Source organism: Ornithinimicrobium carbonis, assembly GCF_050703245.1.
GTDB lineage: Bacteria > Actinomycetota > Actinomycetes > Actinomycetales > Dermatophilaceae > Ornithinicoccus.
On record NZ_CP192647.1, the window covers coordinates 868957 to 883773 of the forward strand.

Consider the following 14817-nt stretch of genomic DNA (forward strand, 5'->3'; position numbering starts at 1 on the left):
GGCCATGAGCCAGGAGTGGACGCTCTTCGTCGACTCGCTGTGGCCGATCGTGCGCGGGGGTCTGCTCGGAACGATCCCGCTGGCCGTGGTGTCCTTCGTCGTCGGCCTGGTGCTCGCGCTGGGCGTGGCGCTGATGAGGATGTCCCGCAGCCGGGTGCTCTCGGGCCTGGCGCGGGCCTACATCTCGGTCATCCGTGGCACCCCGTTGCTCGTGCAGCTGTTCGTCATCTTCTACGGTCTGCCGTCTCTGGGGCTGCTCATCGACCCGTGGCCCAGCGCGGTCATCGCCTTCTCGCTCAACGTGGGCGGGTATGCCGCCGAGGTGATCAGGGCCGCCATCCTGTCTGTCCCCCGCGGGCAGTGGGAGGCGGCGTACATGGCCGGCATGTCGCACCGGCTCACCCTGCGTCGGGTCATCCTGCCGCAGGCGGCCAGGGTGTCCGTGCCGCCGCTGTCCAACACGTTCATCTCGCTGGTGAAGGACACGTCGTTGGCCTCGTTGATCCTGGTGACCGAGCTGTTCCGCGAGGCGCAGAAGGTGGCCGCCTTCAGCCAGGAGTTCATGCTGCTCTACATGCAGGCCGCGCTGGTCTACTGGGTCTTCTGCCTCGTCCTGTCGACGGGCCAGAATGCGCTGGAGAAGAGGTTGGACCGCTATGTCGCCCACTGAGACCCCTCCCCCCGGTCCCCCGCCCGGTGGTGGTGATGACGTGCTGTTGCGCGTACAAGGCCTGAGCAAGAGCTTCGGGGAGCTCTCCGTGCTGCGCTCCATCGACCTCACCGTGACCAAGGGCGAGGTCGTGGTCCTGATCGGCCCCAGCGGGTCGGGCAAGACCACGGTGCTGCGATCCCTCAACGGGCTGGAGACACCCGACGGTGGCACGCTGACCTTCGCCGGCGGTCCGACGCTGGACTTCACCCGCCCGGTGCCGAAGAAGGACCGGATGGCCCTGCGCGACCGTTCCGCCATGGTCTTCCAGCAGCACAACCTCTTTCCCCACCGCACCGTGCTGGAGAACGTCATCGAGGGACCGGTGCACGTCCAGGGCATCCCCAGGTCCGAGGCCGTCGCTGCGGCCGAGCAGCTGCTGGACCGTGTCGGGCTGCGCGACAAGCGCGACGTCTACCCCTTCCAGCTCTCCGGGGGGCAGCAGCAGCGGGTCGGCATCGTCCGCGCCCTGGCGCTGCGCCCCAGCCTGCTCCTCTTCGACGAGCCCACCTCGGCCCTTGACCCCGAGCTCGTGGGAGAGGTGCTGGCGGTGATCAAGGAGCTCGCCGACGAGGGCTGGACGATGGTCGTCGTCACCCACGAGGTCAGTTTCGCCCGTGCCGCCGCCGACGAGGTGCTCTTCATGGACGAAGGAGTCATCGTCGAACGGGCCACCCCCGAGGAGATGTTCACCCGACCGCAGCACGAACGCACCCGACGCTTCCTCGACCGCATCCTCAACCCCCTGCAGGAACCCCCCTCGCAATGACCCGCTTCCGGGATGGGCTCCGCTCACCGCGGCGAGCGTCTGGAGGCGAGCCGCACTCAGCGCCCGCACCCCCGTCTTGCTCACCCGTCATGGACAGGCAGCGTGTCCGGTGGGCCGCCCGCCCGGTGTGATCGTCGACCGCTTGACGGAGCTCGGTGGTCGCCATGAACCGCTGTCGACTGGGCTCGGGGGCTTTCGGAGGTCGACTGTGTGCGTGCGGCGCGCCCCCGTGCCGCACGAGAGGGTCTGTCGTGCCTGGCCGGGTCCTCGATCCTGGAGTTGGTGGGCGGTACCCGATGGCCCGCGGCCGCGAGTTGCGCTGCTCCTGCCGTCGGATGCACTCGACCTTCGTGACGCCACCGGGGACTTCCACAGAAGCCGGCCCGCGTGAGGGAAGCCGGCCCGCGTGAGAACCCCCGGTGCAACGGGCAGGTGGCAGGGCATGGGGGGCTTCCGGTACGGTCCTCGACCTGGCCGTGACGGGGCAGCTCGGGTGGGCAGGTGGTGATGTTTGAGCCTGGGAATCGCGTGACGTGGGTCACGCCCGATCCCGTGAGTGCCCCATCCAGGTGCTGTCGTCGCAGGTGGGGGGCCTGTAAGCAGCGCACGGGCCGGGATGACGTCCACGGGTCCGTTATCGGAACGTGACCTTAGATGCCCGGTGTGTGTACGGTGGCGACCTCTCCTCTCCCCTGGAGGAGGTACCCGGCGCGTCATGTCTAGTCCTGCCTGCGCGCGGGGACCCGAACGAGGTACCGCGCGACTGGAGCGGGGGACCCACGTGATTGGGGCCCCATGGCTCCTTGGGACTAGCCGTCCGCCCAACCCGGATGAGGGATATCCCGTCCCAGCCCGGCAGTTGAACCCGCATGCACCCTGGAGGAACATCTCGTGACGCACCGCCACTCCGCCCGGCACCGTAGGCCGGGTCCTCTCGGCTCGGCTAGTAGCGCCCTGACTCGGGCCGCTGCTGTCGCGGCCACCTCAACCGGTCTGATCGTGGGCGCGTCCGTCGCCGTCCCCGCCGACCCGTTGCGCAACGACGAGGCTGATGGACCGGCCCGCGCGCTGCAGGCGCTGCTTGACGTCAAGGAGACCGTCGCCGCCGAGCGTCCTGCAGCCGCGGCGAAGGCGCCCACCGACGCCTCAGTCGAGTTCGGCACCGCGGGGTTCACCGCGGCCACTGAGGTTGCGCGAGCGCCCGAGGCGCCCGAGACGGCTGCGGACGCGCTCGGGGAGCGGGAGTCGACCACTGCCAGCCGCTCCACTGAACGCGCCGCTGCCCCGGTCCAGCAGGACGAGGCCCCCGTGCAGGAGTCGGGTACGCCGGCCCAGCTGGACGAGGCCCCCGTGCGCCAGTCGGTCACGCCGGTCCAGCAGGCCTCTCCGGTCCAGCAGGCCGCCCCAGCCCCCGTCGGCGGAGGCGTGGTCGCCATCGCCCGCCAGTACGTCGGATACCCCTACGTCCTGGGCGGCACGCCGCCCTACAGCTTCGACTGCTCCAGCTTCACCTGGTGGGTCTTCCAGCAGGCTGGGATCGACATCCCCCGCACCGTTTCCGGTCAAAAGGCCGCGGTCACCCCGGTGTCCGACCCCCAGCCCGGTGACTTGGTGTTCACCGAGGACTTCTACCACGTGGGCATCTATGCCGGAAATGGCCTGGTTGTCGAGGCCCTCAACCCGAGTACCGACGTTACCTATGGGGCTCCCGTTTACGGCGGCATCTGGTACGGCCGGATCGGCTGACCGCGTCGGGTTTGGGTCCTGGCCCCTTGGGGTGGACACGCCGAATTCAGCAGGAGGTGGAGGAAGCGAGATGATCGCCCTCACGTCAACGAAGCGCTGCGTGGGAGTTCTGCGGTGAGGTGGTGGCCTATGCGAGGCACACGCCCGGGCCACGTCGCGCGCGATCGCGGCCGATCTGGGGATCTCCCGGGGGACCCTGGCAGTGTGGCGGCGCAACGGTCTGCCGACGAGGGTGTGGACTGCTGCCCCAGGCGAAAGACCCTCGGGTGGAGGACCCTGCAGAGGCTCTGAGCGACCACCTACGACCGGATCCACAAGCGGGTGTTGCACCCACCGCTTGCGTCTGGTCGTCGGAACCCGGTCACTCTTCAGCCGCCGTGACATGGGTTTCTCTTGCAGCACCAGGCTTAGGCGGTCGAGACGCGGATCCTCAGTCGATCGACAGTCCTCCGGCATCCACGCGGAGAATCCGAGGGGCTCTTCGGGATGCGGGCAGGCCTGCGCGATCCTGCGGCCCAGCGCGCGCATACTCAGCCCGGTGCGTCTGAGGGGATTCGAACTGGCGCCGACGGGCTGCGGACGGGTCTGTGAGGTGACGCTTTCTCAGGGTCCCAAGAGCGAGGGCCGACCCGGCAGGGTCTCCATCTGGCGGACTCACGGATAGCTTGTCTGGCCGCGGGTCGGGGTCCGCAAGCCAGCAGCCTCTATATTGCGTCCCGTGGACCATGCGGGACTGGACGCACCCGGCTCGTACGCGCATGTGCCGCTCCGCATACGACGGGGTCTGCGGCCTGGGGACCCGTGAAGGTGTCGAGGTGGCGGGCCAGGTCCGGTAGCAGCGCAGCAGGAATGGCGATGCTTCGTGCGCTGTCTGCCTTGGGTGGGGTCAGGGCCCCCGCCTGGCTGTTCCATTGTCGGCGGACGTGCAGGGTGGCCCGGTCGGGGTCCTCGAGGTGCTCGAGGTCGCGGCGTTGGAGGCCAAGCACCTCACCCATCCGTAGCGCGCACCACGCGGCCAGTGGAACCGCGATGCGCAGATGCTCCGACATGGCCTCAGTCAGCGCGCGCACCTCGTCAGGGGTCGCCACGTCGCCCTGCGCATCTTCGGGCCGGACGCGACGATGCTTGGGTACTTCCGGGAAAGAGAACGTCTGGAGGCCGCCGGCGCGTGCCTTCACGGCAGCGTTGATGCAGGACCGGAGCACGATCGCGCTGTTGGGGGCGATGCCGTTCCTGCGGGCACCCGCGTGCCGCTTGCTCGGCAGGCGGGCCAGCGCGGCCAGGTGTTCGGCCACGAGATCGGTGGTCAGGTCGATGAGCCGCACGTCTCCGAGCTGGGGGAGGACGTGGTTCTTGAGCACGGAGCGGTACGCGACGATCGTCCCCTTCGATCTGTCGGGGTTGGCCTCCAGCGTGGCTAACCACTTCTCGGACCACTCCCGCAGCGTCATGCCCTCGGCGACGGCTCGTTCGGCCTCAGCCTCGCGGGCGGCCCGGTGCTGAGCGGGCGGGACGAAGATCCCGCGTGCGGCGTCAGCCCTGGCTATGCTGAGCGCTGCCCTGGCGTCCATAAGGGTGTCGAACATGCCGAGGGGAACTGTTCGCCCCTCGTGATTCATGCGAACCCGGTAGCGGCCTCGGTAGAGCGAGATGCCCCGAGGCAGCTTCGAGGGCGCGGACATGAGTTCCTCCAGGCATGAGGGGGTTCCGTGTGGTGCTCCGGCTCGAAGCTGTGACAGCAGTGTGACAGAAATTCTGCTGTCACGCGCCTACACACACCTGCTCACACCTGCTCAACGCGAAAGACCCCGGATTCCGCGCCGTGACGCGGAATCCGGGGCCTCACCTGCGGTGATGCACATCACATCAACGCACTACGGGTGAGTGACGGGACTTGAACCCGCGGCCACCTGGACCACAACCAGGTGCTCTACCTGCTGAGCTACACCCACCAAGGGCTGTCCGGGACGCAGGGTCCGTGGACAACGCGGACCATCCTACAGCCTCGCCCGGTCTGCTCCGAACCGCGCCGCGGACTCAGGTCTGGCGCGTGTGCCGGGCCGCGATCTGCTTCAGGGTGGCGGTGTCCAGGCCGGGCGCGGGGGTGAAGACGGCCTCCCGGTAGTAGCGCAGCTCGGCGATGCTGTCCAGGATGTCTCCCAGCGCGCGGTGGCCACCGGTCTTCGGCGGGGCGGCGAAGTAGGCGCGGGGGAACCACCGGCGCGCCAGCTCCTTGATGGAGGAGACGTCCACGATCCGGTAGTGCAGGTGCGCCTCCAGCTCCGGCATGTCCCGGGCCAGGAACGCCCGGTCGGTGCTGACGGTGTTGCCGCCCAGCGGCGCCTTGCGCCCCTCGGGGACGTGCTCGCGGACGTAGGCCATCACCTGGGCCTGGGCGTCCTGCAGGGTGGTCCCGTCGGCCAGCAGGGGCAGCAGCCCCGACCGCGTGTGCATGTCCCGGACGAAGTCACCCATCTGGTCCAGGGCCTCCTGCGGCGGGCGGACCACCAGGTCCACCCCCTCGCCGAGGACGTTCAGCTCGGCGTCGGTGACCAGGCAGGCCACCTCCACGAGGGCGTCGGCCGTCATGTCCAGCCCGGTCATCTCGCAGTCGATCCACACGATCCGGTCACCAGTCACGGACCAGAGCCTAACCACCCCGTCCCCGCCGGTAGATTCGCGCCCATGCCGCACCCGCTCCCTACCCCTCCCCAGACCCCGCCCCAGGTCTCCGGCGACTGGCACGGGGTGATGACCGGTTTCCACCCGCACGGCGAGGTGCCGGGCAACGCGACCCACCGCCCGGTCCTGCGGCGCGTCCTGCTGACCGGCGTCGTCGTCACCATCTTCGGTCTGGCCGCGCTCGTCATGGGGGCGATCGTCGTGGACAGCCTGGGGCTGACCACCGCCGCGCTGGCCATGCTCACCGCGTCGCTGGCCATCGGCATCGTCGTGCCCACCTTCCTGTGGGTGGACCGGCTGGAGGGGGAGCCGGCGCGGCTGCTGTGGTTCGCCTTCCTGTGGGGCGCGCTGATCTCCACGCTGGGAGCTCTGCTGCTCAGCGCGACCGGGATGCAGTTCGTCGCCGGGCTGCACGAGGACCCCCTCGTCGTCGGGGCGGTCGTCGTGGCGCCGGTCACCGAGGAGCTGCTCAAGGGCCTGGGGGTGGGGCTGATCTTCTGGCGTGCGCGCCGCGAGTTCGACGGGGTGGTGGACGGGATCGTCTACGCCGGGCTGGTCGCCGCCGGCTTCGCCTTCGTCGAGAACATCCTCTACCTGGGGACCGCCTACGCCGAGGCCGGACCGGCCGGGCTGGTCGGGCTGTTCATCGTGCGCGGCCTGGTGAGCCCGTTCGCACACCCCATGTTCACCGTCTGCGTCGGGCTGGCCTTCGGGCTGATCGCCCACCGACGCCGGTGGTCCTCCGCCTGGGCCGTCCTCGTCGGCCTCGCGGCCGCGGTGTTCCTGCACGCCCTGTTCAACTACAGCGCGGTCGCCGCCGCCGACGCCTACCTGCTGCTCTTCGGGCTGGTGCAGGTGCCGCTGTTCGTGGCCTTCCTGCTGCTGCTGCGGTGGGCTCGTCGTCGTGAGGCCCGGCTGGTGCGGGACCACCTGACCGGCTACGGCGTCAACGGCTGGTTCACGCCCGCCGAGGTCGCGATGCTGGCCGACGGCGGCGGCGAACGCCGACGGGCGCGCCGGTGGGCCCGGCAGGTGGGCGGGCGCCGGGCCGAACGGGCCATGACGGCCTTCCAGGACGAGAGCGGCGAGCTGGCGATGGTGCGCAAGCACCTCAACGCGGTCGGGCCGGACCCCGAGCGGCTGCGCCGTGAGCGGGTCCTGCTGGCCACGGTCGCCGAGCACCGCCGCGTGTTCGTCGGGTCCTGAGGCCCCACGCGCCCCCGGCAGGATTCGAACCTGCAACCTACGGATTAGAAGGCCGGTGCTCTGTCCATTGAGCTACGGGGGCAAGCCGCACCAGTGTAGGTGGCCCCCCGCGCCCGCCCACTAGGATCCGGGCATGAGCCAGGACCCGGTCACCGAGCCGCTCGCCGGCCTGCGCGCACAGATCGACGAGGTCGACGCCCAGCTGATCGACCTGCTGGCGCGCCGGTTGGAGCTGGTGGGTCAGGTGGGCGAGGTCAAGGGGCGCCACGGGCTGCCCATCTACGCACCGGACCGCGAACGCGCGATGATCGAGGCCAAACGGGCGATGGCGCAGGAGCGCGGCGTGCCGGCCGACCTCGTGGAGGACGTCCTGCGCCGCTGCATGCGCGCCGCCTACACCCACGAGAAGAGCATGGGCTTCACCCGTCAGCAGCCCGACCTCGGACCGGTGGTCGTGGTCGGTGGCGGAGGGCGGATGGGGGCGCTCTTCTCGCGGATGCTCACCCTGTCGGGGTACGAGGTGCGCGTGGTCGAGCGCGAGGACGCCCCTCAGCAGGTGGCCGAGACGCTGGCCGGGGCGGGCATGGTCCTCGTCTCGGTGCCGATCCACGACACCGTCGACGTCGTGCGCTCGCTGCCGCAGCTGCCCCCGGACTGCCTGCTCGTCGACCTGACCTCGACCAAGACCGAGGTGATGGCGGCCATGCTCGCCGCCCACCCGGGCCCGGTGCTGGGGCTGCACCCCATGTTCGGCCCCGACGTGGACAGCCTGGCCAAGCAGGTCGTCGCGGCCGTTCCCGGGCGGGACCCGCAGGCCTCCGCCTGGCTGCTGGACCAGATCCGCCTGTGGGGCGCACGGGTGCACGAGATCGGCGCCGAGGACCACGACGCGCTCATGGGCCTGATCCAGGCGCAGCGGCACTTCTCGACGTTCGCCTACGGCTGGCACCTGGCCCACGAGGACCACGACCTGACCGAGCTGCTGGCCCTGTCCTCCCCGATCTACCGTCTCGAGCTGGTGATGGTCGGCCGGCTCTTCGCCCAGGACGCCGACCTTTACTACGACATCATCACCGCCTCCCCGCGGTCGGTGGCGCTGCTCGAGCGTTACCACGACCGGTTCGACGAGTGCCTGGACCTGCTGCGCCGGGGGGAGCGCGAGGAGTTCGTGGCCCGCTTCGCCGAGATCGGCGCGTGGTTCGGCGGGCACGCGGAGCGCTTCCTCACCGAGTCCAGGACCCTGCTGGCGCACGCGGACTCCACCCGCTGAGGGGCTGGGGAGGAGGCGTTCCGGCAGGTTCCGGCGGTTCGCTTTGGTCGCACGCCCCGGGCGGGGGAAACTGGGCGGGTGACCGACAAGGACCCTTCCGTGCTGCTTGCTGCCGTCGAACGGCTCCGCGGCAGCGCGGACGCCCTGACCCTCCCGCTGGAGCTGGACGACGTCGGTGGTGCCCGCACGGCCCGGACCGAGCTGGTCGACCAGCTCGACGACTACGTGCTTCCGCGCCTGCGCTCCCTGGACGCGCCGCTGCTCGCGGTGGTCGGCGGCTCCACCGGGGCCGGCAAGTCCACGCTGGTCAACTCGGTCGTCGGCGAGCACGTGACGGCCACGGGGGTCATCCGCCCCACGACCCGGGCCTCGGTGCTCGTCCACCACGAGCAGGACACCCGCTGGTTCACCGACAAGCGGGTGCTGCCCGGGCTGTCCCGGGTCGCGGGGGACGGGGACGGGTCCGCCGGCACCGACGACCCCACGTCCGTGCGGCTGGTCACCTCCGGCGCCCTGCCCGCCGGTCTCGCCCTGCTCGACGCCCCGGACATCGACTCGGTGGTCAAGGCCAACCGGGAGCTGTCCAAGCAGCTGCTCTCGGCCGCCGACCTGTGGCTGTTCGTCACGACGGCCGCCCGCTACGCCGACGCGGTCCCCTGGGACCTGCTGCGCGAGGCGGCCGAGCGGGGGACCTCGGTCGCGATCGTCCTCAACCGGGTGCCCCCGGAGGCCCTGCAGACCGTGCGCCTGCACCTGGCCTCCATGCTGCGCGACCAGGGCCTGGGGCAGTCGCCGATCTTCCCGGTCGTCGAGGTCGACCTCGAGGACGGGATGATCCCCGGGAAGGACGTCGAACGTCTTCGTGGCTGGCTGCACTCGCTGGCCGGTGACGCCCGCGCCCGGTCGATGGTGATCCGCCGCACGCTCAGCGGCACCGTCGGCTCCCTCGCCGGCCGCGCCGGCACCCTCGCCGAGGCGGGGCACGCGCAGATGGCCGCCCGGGACCGGCTCGCCCAGGCGCGCCGCGCGCGGCCTACGCGGACGCCCTCGCCGGTGTCGAGGAGGGGGTGCAGGACGGCTCGCTGCTGCGCGGCGAGGTCCTGGCCCGGTGGCAGGAGCTGGTCGGGACCGGAGAGTTCCTGCGCTCCGTCGAGGAGGGCATCGGCCGGTTCCGCGACCGGGTGTCCTCGTGGTTCTCCGGAAAGCCGGTCTCGGCCGAGCCGCTGGGTGATGCCCTGCAGTCCGGTGCCGCCGCGCTCATCACCTCCCACGGGCAGGTGGCCGCCAGCACGGCGGCCCGGGCCTGGAAGAACGCCCCCGGGGGCGTGGAGCTGGTCGACCGCAACCCGGGGTTGTCCAAGGCCTCGCCGGACTTCCCCGAGCGGGTCGAACGGCTCATCCGCGACTGGCAGGGCGAGATCCTGGAGATGGTCCGCGAGGAGGCCGGGTCGCGCCGGTCCACCGCCCGGTTCCTGGCCTTCGGCGTCAACGGCCTGGGGGTGCTGCTGATGATCGTCGTGTTCGCCTCGACCGCGGCGATCCCCACCGGGGCAGAGGTCGCCGTCGCCGGCGGTTCGGCGGTGCTGGCCCAGCGCCTCCTCGAGGCCGTCTTCGGCGACCAGGCCGTGCGGTCGATGTCCATCAAGGCCCGCAAGGCGCTCGTCGCGCGGGTCGAGCAGCTCTTCGAGCAGGAGCGGGGCCGCTACGACGCGGTCCTGCAGGAGGTACCCGTGACCGAGGAGAGCGTGCAGGAGCTGCGGTCCGCCGCGTCCGACGTGGAGGCGGCCCGATGATCGGGCGTCGGCGCTCGAAGGAGCAGACGGAGCTGGCTCTCACCGACCGGGCCGACCTGCTCGGCTCCGCCGTCGACGTGGGCGGACACCAGCTCGACCCCACGGCGTCCGAGCAGGCCCGGGGGGTGGTCCAGCGCGTGCAGGAGCGCTGGGCGCTCAAGGGCGGGCGGACCGTCGTGGCGCTCGCGGGCGCCACCGGGTCGGGAAAGTCGAGCCTGTTCAACGCACTGGTCGGGGAGGACGTCTCGGTCATCAGCCCGCGCCGTCCGACCACCGCCGAGGCGGGAGCCGCGGTGTGGGGCGACGAGCCGGCCGGGGAGCTGCTGGACTGGCTCGGCATCCACAACCGCCACCAGGTGACGACCACCGCGGACAACGTCGGGCTCGACGGCCTCGTGCTGGTGGACCTGCCCGACTTCGACTCCCGCGAGCTGCGCCACCGCGTGGAGGCGGACCGGATCCTGGAGCGTGCCGACGTCTTCGTCTGGGTCGCCGACCCGCAGAAGTATGCCGACGCGCGGCTCCATGACGACTACCTGCGACCGTTGCGCCACCACGACACGGTGATGCTCGTGGTCCTCAACCAGGTCGACCGACTGCGGTCGGAGGAGGACGTCGAGCGGGTCCGGGAGGACCTGCGCCGGCTGGTCCGCGACGACGGGGCGGGCGACCACGACGTCTGGGGGACCTCGGCCCGGACGGGTCAGGGCGTGGAGGAGCTGCGCGCCCGTCTCCGTCTCGGCGAGGTCGTGGCGGCCCGCAACGCGGCCGAGGCCCGCCTGGTCGCCGACGTGCGCACGAGCGCCGAGGACGTCGGCGGAGGGGTGGCCGAGCAGACCCCGAGCTTCACCGAGGAGACCGACGCCAGGTTGCACCGGGCCCTGCGGGACGCCTCGGGCGTCCCGGTCGTGCTCGACGCGGTCGAGCGGGACTACCGGCGGCAGGCGCGGGCGCGGACCGGGTGGCCGTTCACCCGGTGGGTCTCATCGCTGCGTCCCGACCCGCTCAAGCGGCTGCGCCTGGGTGATGACACGGCCGGTCCCACCGGGATCGCCCCCTCCGACGTGCGGGCCGTCCTGGGCCGGTCCTCGCTGCCCTCACCCACGCCCGCCGCGCGGGCCAACGTCCAGCTGGCCACGCGCCAGGTCGGCGAGGACGCCGGCGCCGGGTTGCCGGTGCGGTGGGCCGACGCGGTCGTGGAGGCGGCCGGCCCCCAGCAGGACACCCTCGCGGACGCGCTGGACCAGGCCGTCGTCGGGACGCCCCTGCGGTCGCGCAACCCGGCATGGTGGAGCGTCGTCGGCGCCCTGCAGCTGGTGGCCGCCCTCGTCGCCGTGGTGGGACTGGGCTGGCTGGTGCTGCTGGCCGTCCTGGGCTTCCTGCAGATGCCGGTGGACCCGCTCGCCTTCTCCTGGGGTCCGGTGCCGATCCCCTTGGCGCTCCTCCTGGGAGGGGTGCTGGTCGGCTGGCTCCTGGCTCTGCTCGCGCGGCTGGCCGCCGGGGTCGGCGCCCGGCGTCGGCGGGCCCAGGTGGAGGAGCGGCTCGACGAGGCGATCGACGAGGTGGCCTTCCAGCACGTCAGGCGACCGGTCATGGCGGTGCTGGACCGGCACGAGAAGACCCGTCAGCTGCTGGAGCGGGCCGCCGCCTGAGGGCCGGCCCTCAGAGCAGGGCCGAGGGGTCGTCGGGCACGTCCACGGCGTGCTGGTGCAGCAGCTCCGAGGGGACCACCTGCAGCACCGACTCGTGGGTGCTGGCCAGGACGACCGGGGCGGCACGGCCCTCGCGGGCGGACTGCAGCCACCGGACGGCCACCACGCACCAGCGGTCCCCGGGGACCAGGCCGGGAAACCGCCACTCGGGCCGCGCCGTGACCAGGTCGTTGCCCAGCTCCTGCTGGTGGGCCAGGAAGTCGGCGGTCATCACCGCGCACACCCCGTGCAGGCCCACGTCCGGCGGCGTCACCTCGCAACGCCCCGACCGGGTGAACCCCGTCACCGGGTCCAGCCCGCACTCCTGCAGCGGTCCGCCGAGCACGTTGCGCAGCTCCATGGCGCGATCCTCCCACGCCGGACGGCGGCACCGGGGGGGTGTCCGGCCCGCGTCGAGGGGTGCTCGCCCCACATCCCCTGACCGCCGACCGGCCCCGTCCACAGGGAAGGCGCGTGGCCTACCCGCCCCGCCGGCACCCCCCGACGATGGAACCTCAGCCCGCCGGTCGGCGGGCCCGACACGGAGGGGAGTCGCACCATGGTGGTGGACAGCAGGATGACGCTCAGCGGGAACCTGACCCGCGACCCGCAGCGCAGGATCGGCAGCCGGACCGGTGAACCGTTCGCGGTCTCGGCGATCGCGGTCAACAGCCGACGCTTCGACCGGGAGAACAATCAGTGGGTGGTGACCGGCACGACCTACTTCGACCTGCTCTGCTGGGGGCGCACGGGCGCCAACGTGCTGGCGAGCCTGCACAAGGGGGACCCGGTCGTCGTGCACGGTCGCTTCCGGCTCAACGAGTGGACCAGCGAGAACGGCAGCGGGGTCAACGCGACCATCGACGTCGACTCGATCGGTCCGGACCTGACCTTCGGCACGGCCCCGTTCACGAGGGGCAGTGCGAGCTACGGGCTGGAGCGCGTCGAGGAGTACAACCCGGGCGAGCCGGAGGACGCCCGACCGGTGGAAGGGCGTCCGGACGCACCCGGGCACGAGGACGACGACCTCGGGGACCCTGGCCGACCCGGACGGGGTCCTCGACGACGAGGCCGCCGAGGAGGTGCTGGCCCGGTCGGCGTGAGCGCGCCGGTCCCGGCGGCCCCGGAGGATTCGGAGGCCGTCGGGGCCGACGGATACCCTGAGCGGCATGGCCGAATTTATCTACACCATGACGCGTGCCCGCAAGGCGGTCGGCGACAAGCTGATCCTGGACGACGTCACGATGTCCTTCTACCCCGGCGCCAAGATCGGCGTCGTGGGCCCCAACGGCGCCGGCAAGTCGACCATCCTCAAGATCATGGCCGGGATGGACCAGCCCTCCAACGGCGAGGCCCGTCTCAGCCCCGGCTACTCGGTGGGCATCCTCCTGCAGGAGCCGCCGCTGAACGAGGAGAAGACCGTCCTCGGCAACGTCGAGGAGGGCGTGGGCGAGGTCAAGGCCAAGCTGGACCGGTACAACGCGATCTCCGAGCAGATGGCCGACCCGGACGCGGACTTCGAGGCCCTGATGGCCGAGATGGGGCAGCTCCAGGAGGAGATCGACCACGCGGACGCCTGGGACCTGGACGCCCAGCTGGAGCAGGCCATGGACGCGCTCCGCTGCCCTCCGCCGGACGCCGACGTCACCGTCCTCTCCGGCGGTGAGCGCCGTCGGGTGGCGCTGTGCAAGCTGCTCCTGAGCAAGCCCGACCTGCTGCTCCTCGACGAGCCCACCAACCACCTGGACGCCGAGTCGGTCCAGTGGCTCGAGCAGCACCTGGCCGCCTACCCCGGCGCCGTCCTGGCCGTGACGCACGACCGGTACTTCCTCGACAACGTCGCCCAGTGGATCGCCGAGGTCGACCGCGGCCGGCTCTACCCCTACGAGGGCAACTACTCCACCTACCTGGAGAAGAAGCGCGAGCGGCTGGCGATCGCGGGCAAGAAGGACGCCAAGCTGGCCAAGCGGCTGGAGAAGGAGCTGGAGTGGGTCCGCTCCAACCCCAAGGCCAAGCAGACCAAGAGCAAGGCCCCCTGGCCCGCTACGAGGAGATGGCCTCCGAGGCCGAGAAGACCCGCAAGATGGACTTCGAGGAGATCCAGATCCCGCCGGGGCCCCGTCTCGGCAGCCAGGTCATCGAGGTCAAGGACCTGCGCAAGGGGTTCGGCGAGCGGGTCCTCATCGACGGTCTGTCGTTCACGCTGCCGCGCAACGGGATCGTGGGCGTCATCGGGCCGAACGGCGTCGGCAAGACCACCCTGTTCAAGACGATCGTCGGCCTCGAGGAGCCCGACGACGGCTCGGTCAAGGTGGGGGACACCGTCAACATCAGCTACGTCGACCAGTCCCGCGAGGGCCTGGACCCGCAGAAGTCGCTGTGGGAGGTCGTCTCCGACGGCCTGGACTTCATCCAGGTCGGCAACGTGGAGATCCCCTCGCGGGCCTACGTCAGCCAGTTCGGCTTCAAGGGCCCGGACCAGCAGAAGAAGGCGGGGGTTCTCTCCGGCGGGGAGCGCAACCGGCTCAACCTGGCCCTGACCCTCAAGCAGGGCGGCAACCTGCTGCTCCTCGACGAGCCCACCAACGACCTGGACGTCGAGACCCTCGGCTCGCTGGAGAACGCCCTGGAGGCCTTCCCCGGCTGCGCCGTGGTCATCAGCCACGACCGGTGGTTCCTCGACCGGGTCGCGACCCACATCCTGTCCTACGAGGGCACCGAGGAGGACCCCGCGGCCTGGTACTGGTTCGAGGGCAACTACGGCGCCTACGAGGAGAACAAGATCGAGCGGCTGGGGGCCGAGGCCGCCCGCCCGCACCGGGTGACCTACCGCAAGCTCACCCGCGACTGACCACCGCGGTCGAGCCGGTCGGGGAGGCACGTGCCCGCCCGACCACCACCGCACCGCCCTCGATGGCACGCCGACGCAGGCCCCAGCCCCCGCTCCCGCC

At 71.4% G+C, this 14817-nt stretch carries 12 protein-coding genes, 2 tRNA genes and 2 pseudogenes; 11 read left to right on the plus strand and 5 right to left on the minus strand.

The features are described 5' to 3' along the window. The first annotated feature begins 4 nt into the window (after nucleotides 1–4). From ACQ95T_RS04500 to ACQ95T_RS04510, 3 genes are all read left to right on the plus strand, one after another. Nucleotides 5–670 carry an amino acid ABC transporter permease gene (locus ACQ95T_RS04500; RefSeq protein WP_425939709.1) on the plus strand — a complete coding sequence of 222 codons (666 nt, stop codon included), beginning with the start codon at nucleotides 5–7 and terminating at the stop codon, nucleotides 668–670. After that, nucleotides 657–1478, plus strand: a complete 822-nt coding sequence (locus tag ACQ95T_RS04505) for an amino acid ABC transporter ATP-binding protein (RefSeq protein WP_425939711.1) — start codon at nucleotides 657–659, stop codon at nucleotides 1476–1478. The genes ACQ95T_RS04500 and ACQ95T_RS04505 overlap by 14 nt, the downstream gene beginning before the upstream one ends. A gap of 1032 nt (nucleotides 1479–2510) precedes the next feature. Beyond that, nucleotides 2511–3224 carry a C40 family peptidase gene (locus ACQ95T_RS04510; RefSeq protein ID WP_431473575.1) on the plus strand — a complete coding sequence of 238 codons (714 nt, stop codon included), beginning with the start codon at nucleotides 2511–2513 and terminating at the stop codon, nucleotides 3222–3224. A gap of 704 nt (nucleotides 3225–3928) precedes the next feature. Here the strand turns inward: ACQ95T_RS04510 and ACQ95T_RS04515 are convergent. The 3 genes from ACQ95T_RS04515 to orn form a co-directional block, all read right to left on the minus strand. After that, on the minus strand, nucleotides 3929–4810 hold the full coding sequence (locus tag ACQ95T_RS04515) for a tyrosine-type recombinase/integrase (protein WP_425939715.1): 882 nt from the start codon (nucleotides 4808–4810) through the stop codon (nucleotides 3929–3931). 293 nt (nucleotides 4811–5103) lie between these two features. Beyond that, nucleotides 5104–5176: transfer RNA gene (locus tag ACQ95T_RS04520), tRNA-His, on the minus strand. Between the two features lie 85 nt (nucleotides 5177–5261). Next, on the minus strand, nucleotides 5262–5828 hold the full coding sequence (gene orn / locus ACQ95T_RS04525; protein WP_431473905.1) for an oligoribonuclease: 567 nt from the start codon (nucleotides 5826–5828) through the stop codon (nucleotides 5262–5264). An 81-nt stretch (nucleotides 5829–5909) separates the two neighbouring features. On the opposite strand from orn, the gene ACQ95T_RS04530 reads away from it, so the two are divergent. After that, nucleotides 5910–7112, plus strand: coding sequence for a PrsW family intramembrane metalloprotease (locus ACQ95T_RS04530; protein ID WP_431473576.1), 1203 nt, complete (start codon nucleotides 5910–5912; stop codon nucleotides 7110–7112). A gap of 9 nt (nucleotides 7113–7121) precedes the next feature. Here ACQ95T_RS04530 and ACQ95T_RS04535 read toward each other — a convergent pair. Continuing rightward, nucleotides 7122–7194, minus strand: a tRNA-Arg gene (locus ACQ95T_RS04535). 51 nt (nucleotides 7195–7245) lie between these two features. Between ACQ95T_RS04535 and tyrA the strand changes: the two genes are divergently transcribed. From tyrA to ACQ95T_RS04555, 4 genes are all read left to right on the plus strand, one after another. Continuing rightward, the gene (gene tyrA, locus ACQ95T_RS04540; protein WP_425939720.1) at nucleotides 7246–8382 is read left to right on the plus strand and encodes a bifunctional chorismate mutase/prephenate dehydrogenase; all 1137 of its coding nucleotides are present in this window, start codon (nucleotides 7246–7248) and stop codon (nucleotides 8380–8382) included. A 99-nt stretch (nucleotides 8383–8481) separates the two neighbouring features. Further along, nucleotides 8482–9891 carry a dynamin family protein gene (locus ACQ95T_RS04545; protein WP_431473577.1) on the plus strand — a complete coding sequence of 470 codons (1410 nt, stop codon included), beginning with the start codon at nucleotides 8482–8484 and terminating at the stop codon, nucleotides 9889–9891. Further along, entirely contained in the window at nucleotides 9810–10175 is a 366-nt protein-coding gene (locus tag ACQ95T_RS04550; protein WP_431473578.1) for a hypothetical protein, read from the plus strand. Before ACQ95T_RS04545 ends, ACQ95T_RS04550 begins: the two co-directional genes overlap by 82 nt. Continuing rightward, on the plus strand, nucleotides 10172–11827 hold the full coding sequence (locus ACQ95T_RS04555) for a YfjP family GTPase (RefSeq protein WP_431473579.1): 1656 nt from the start codon (nucleotides 10172–10174) through the stop codon (nucleotides 11825–11827). The genes ACQ95T_RS04550 and ACQ95T_RS04555 overlap by 4 nt, the downstream gene beginning before the upstream one ends. A gap of 10 nt (nucleotides 11828–11837) precedes the next feature. Here the strand turns inward: ACQ95T_RS04555 and ACQ95T_RS04560 are convergent, their stop codons facing one another. Then, nucleotides 11838–12227 carry a DUF2237 family protein gene (locus ACQ95T_RS04560; protein WP_425939725.1) on the minus strand — a complete coding sequence of 130 codons (390 nt, stop codon included), beginning with the start codon at nucleotides 12225–12227 and terminating at the stop codon, nucleotides 11838–11840. A 216-nt stretch (nucleotides 12228–12443) separates the two neighbouring features. Here ACQ95T_RS04560 and ACQ95T_RS04565 point away from each other — a divergent pair. The 3 genes and pseudogenes from ACQ95T_RS04565 to ettA form a co-directional block, all read left to right on the plus strand. Beyond that, nucleotides 12444–12677 (plus strand): annotated as a pseudogene (locus ACQ95T_RS04565) (single-stranded DNA-binding protein); the annotation flags it as partial. A gap of 109 nt (nucleotides 12678–12786) precedes the next feature. Then, nucleotides 12787–12969 (plus strand): hypothetical protein, encoded by a 183-nt coding sequence (locus ACQ95T_RS04570; RefSeq protein WP_431473580.1) that lies wholly within the window; start codon nucleotides 12787–12789, stop codon nucleotides 12967–12969. A gap of 66 nt (nucleotides 12970–13035) precedes the next feature. Then, nucleotides 13036–14717: pseudogene (ettA, locus tag ACQ95T_RS04575) on the plus strand (energy-dependent translational throttle protein EttA). The last annotated feature ends 100 nt before the right edge of the window (nucleotides 14718–14817 follow it).

What these genes read in the sequence shown, in the direction of transcription:
- ACQ95T_RS04500 (WP_425939709.1), top strand. Translation starts at nt 5, where the DNA reads ATGAGCCAGGAGTGGACGCTCTTCGTCGACTCGCTGTGGCCGATCGTG.
- ACQ95T_RS04505 (WP_425939711.1), top strand. Translation starts at nt 657, where the DNA reads ATGTCGCCCACTGAGACCCCTCCCCCCGGTCCCCCGCCCGGTGGTGGT.
- ACQ95T_RS04515 (WP_425939715.1), bottom strand. Translation starts at nt 4,810, where the DNA reads ATGTTCGACACCCTTATGGACGCCAGGGCAGCGCTCAGCATAGCCAGG.
- orn (WP_431473905.1), bottom strand. Translation starts at nt 5,828, where the DNA reads ATGACCGGGCTGGACATGACGGCCGACGCCCTCGTGGAGGTGGCCTGC.
- ACQ95T_RS04530 (WP_431473576.1), top strand. Translation starts at nt 5,910, where the DNA reads ATGCCGCACCCGCTCCCTACCCCTCCCCAGACCCCGCCCCAGGTCTCC.
- tyrA (WP_425939720.1), top strand. Translation starts at nt 7,246, where the DNA reads ATGAGCCAGGACCCGGTCACCGAGCCGCTCGCCGGCCTGCGCGCACAG.
- ACQ95T_RS04550 (WP_431473578.1), top strand. Translation starts at nt 9,810, where the DNA reads ATGGTCCGCGAGGAGGCCGGGTCGCGCCGGTCCACCGCCCGGTTCCTG.
- ACQ95T_RS04555 (WP_431473579.1), top strand. Translation starts at nt 10,172, where the DNA reads ATGATCGGGCGTCGGCGCTCGAAGGAGCAGACGGAGCTGGCTCTCACC.
- ACQ95T_RS04560 (WP_425939725.1), bottom strand. Translation starts at nt 12,227, where the DNA reads ATGGAGCTGCGCAACGTGCTCGGCGGACCGCTGCAGGAGTGCGGGCTG.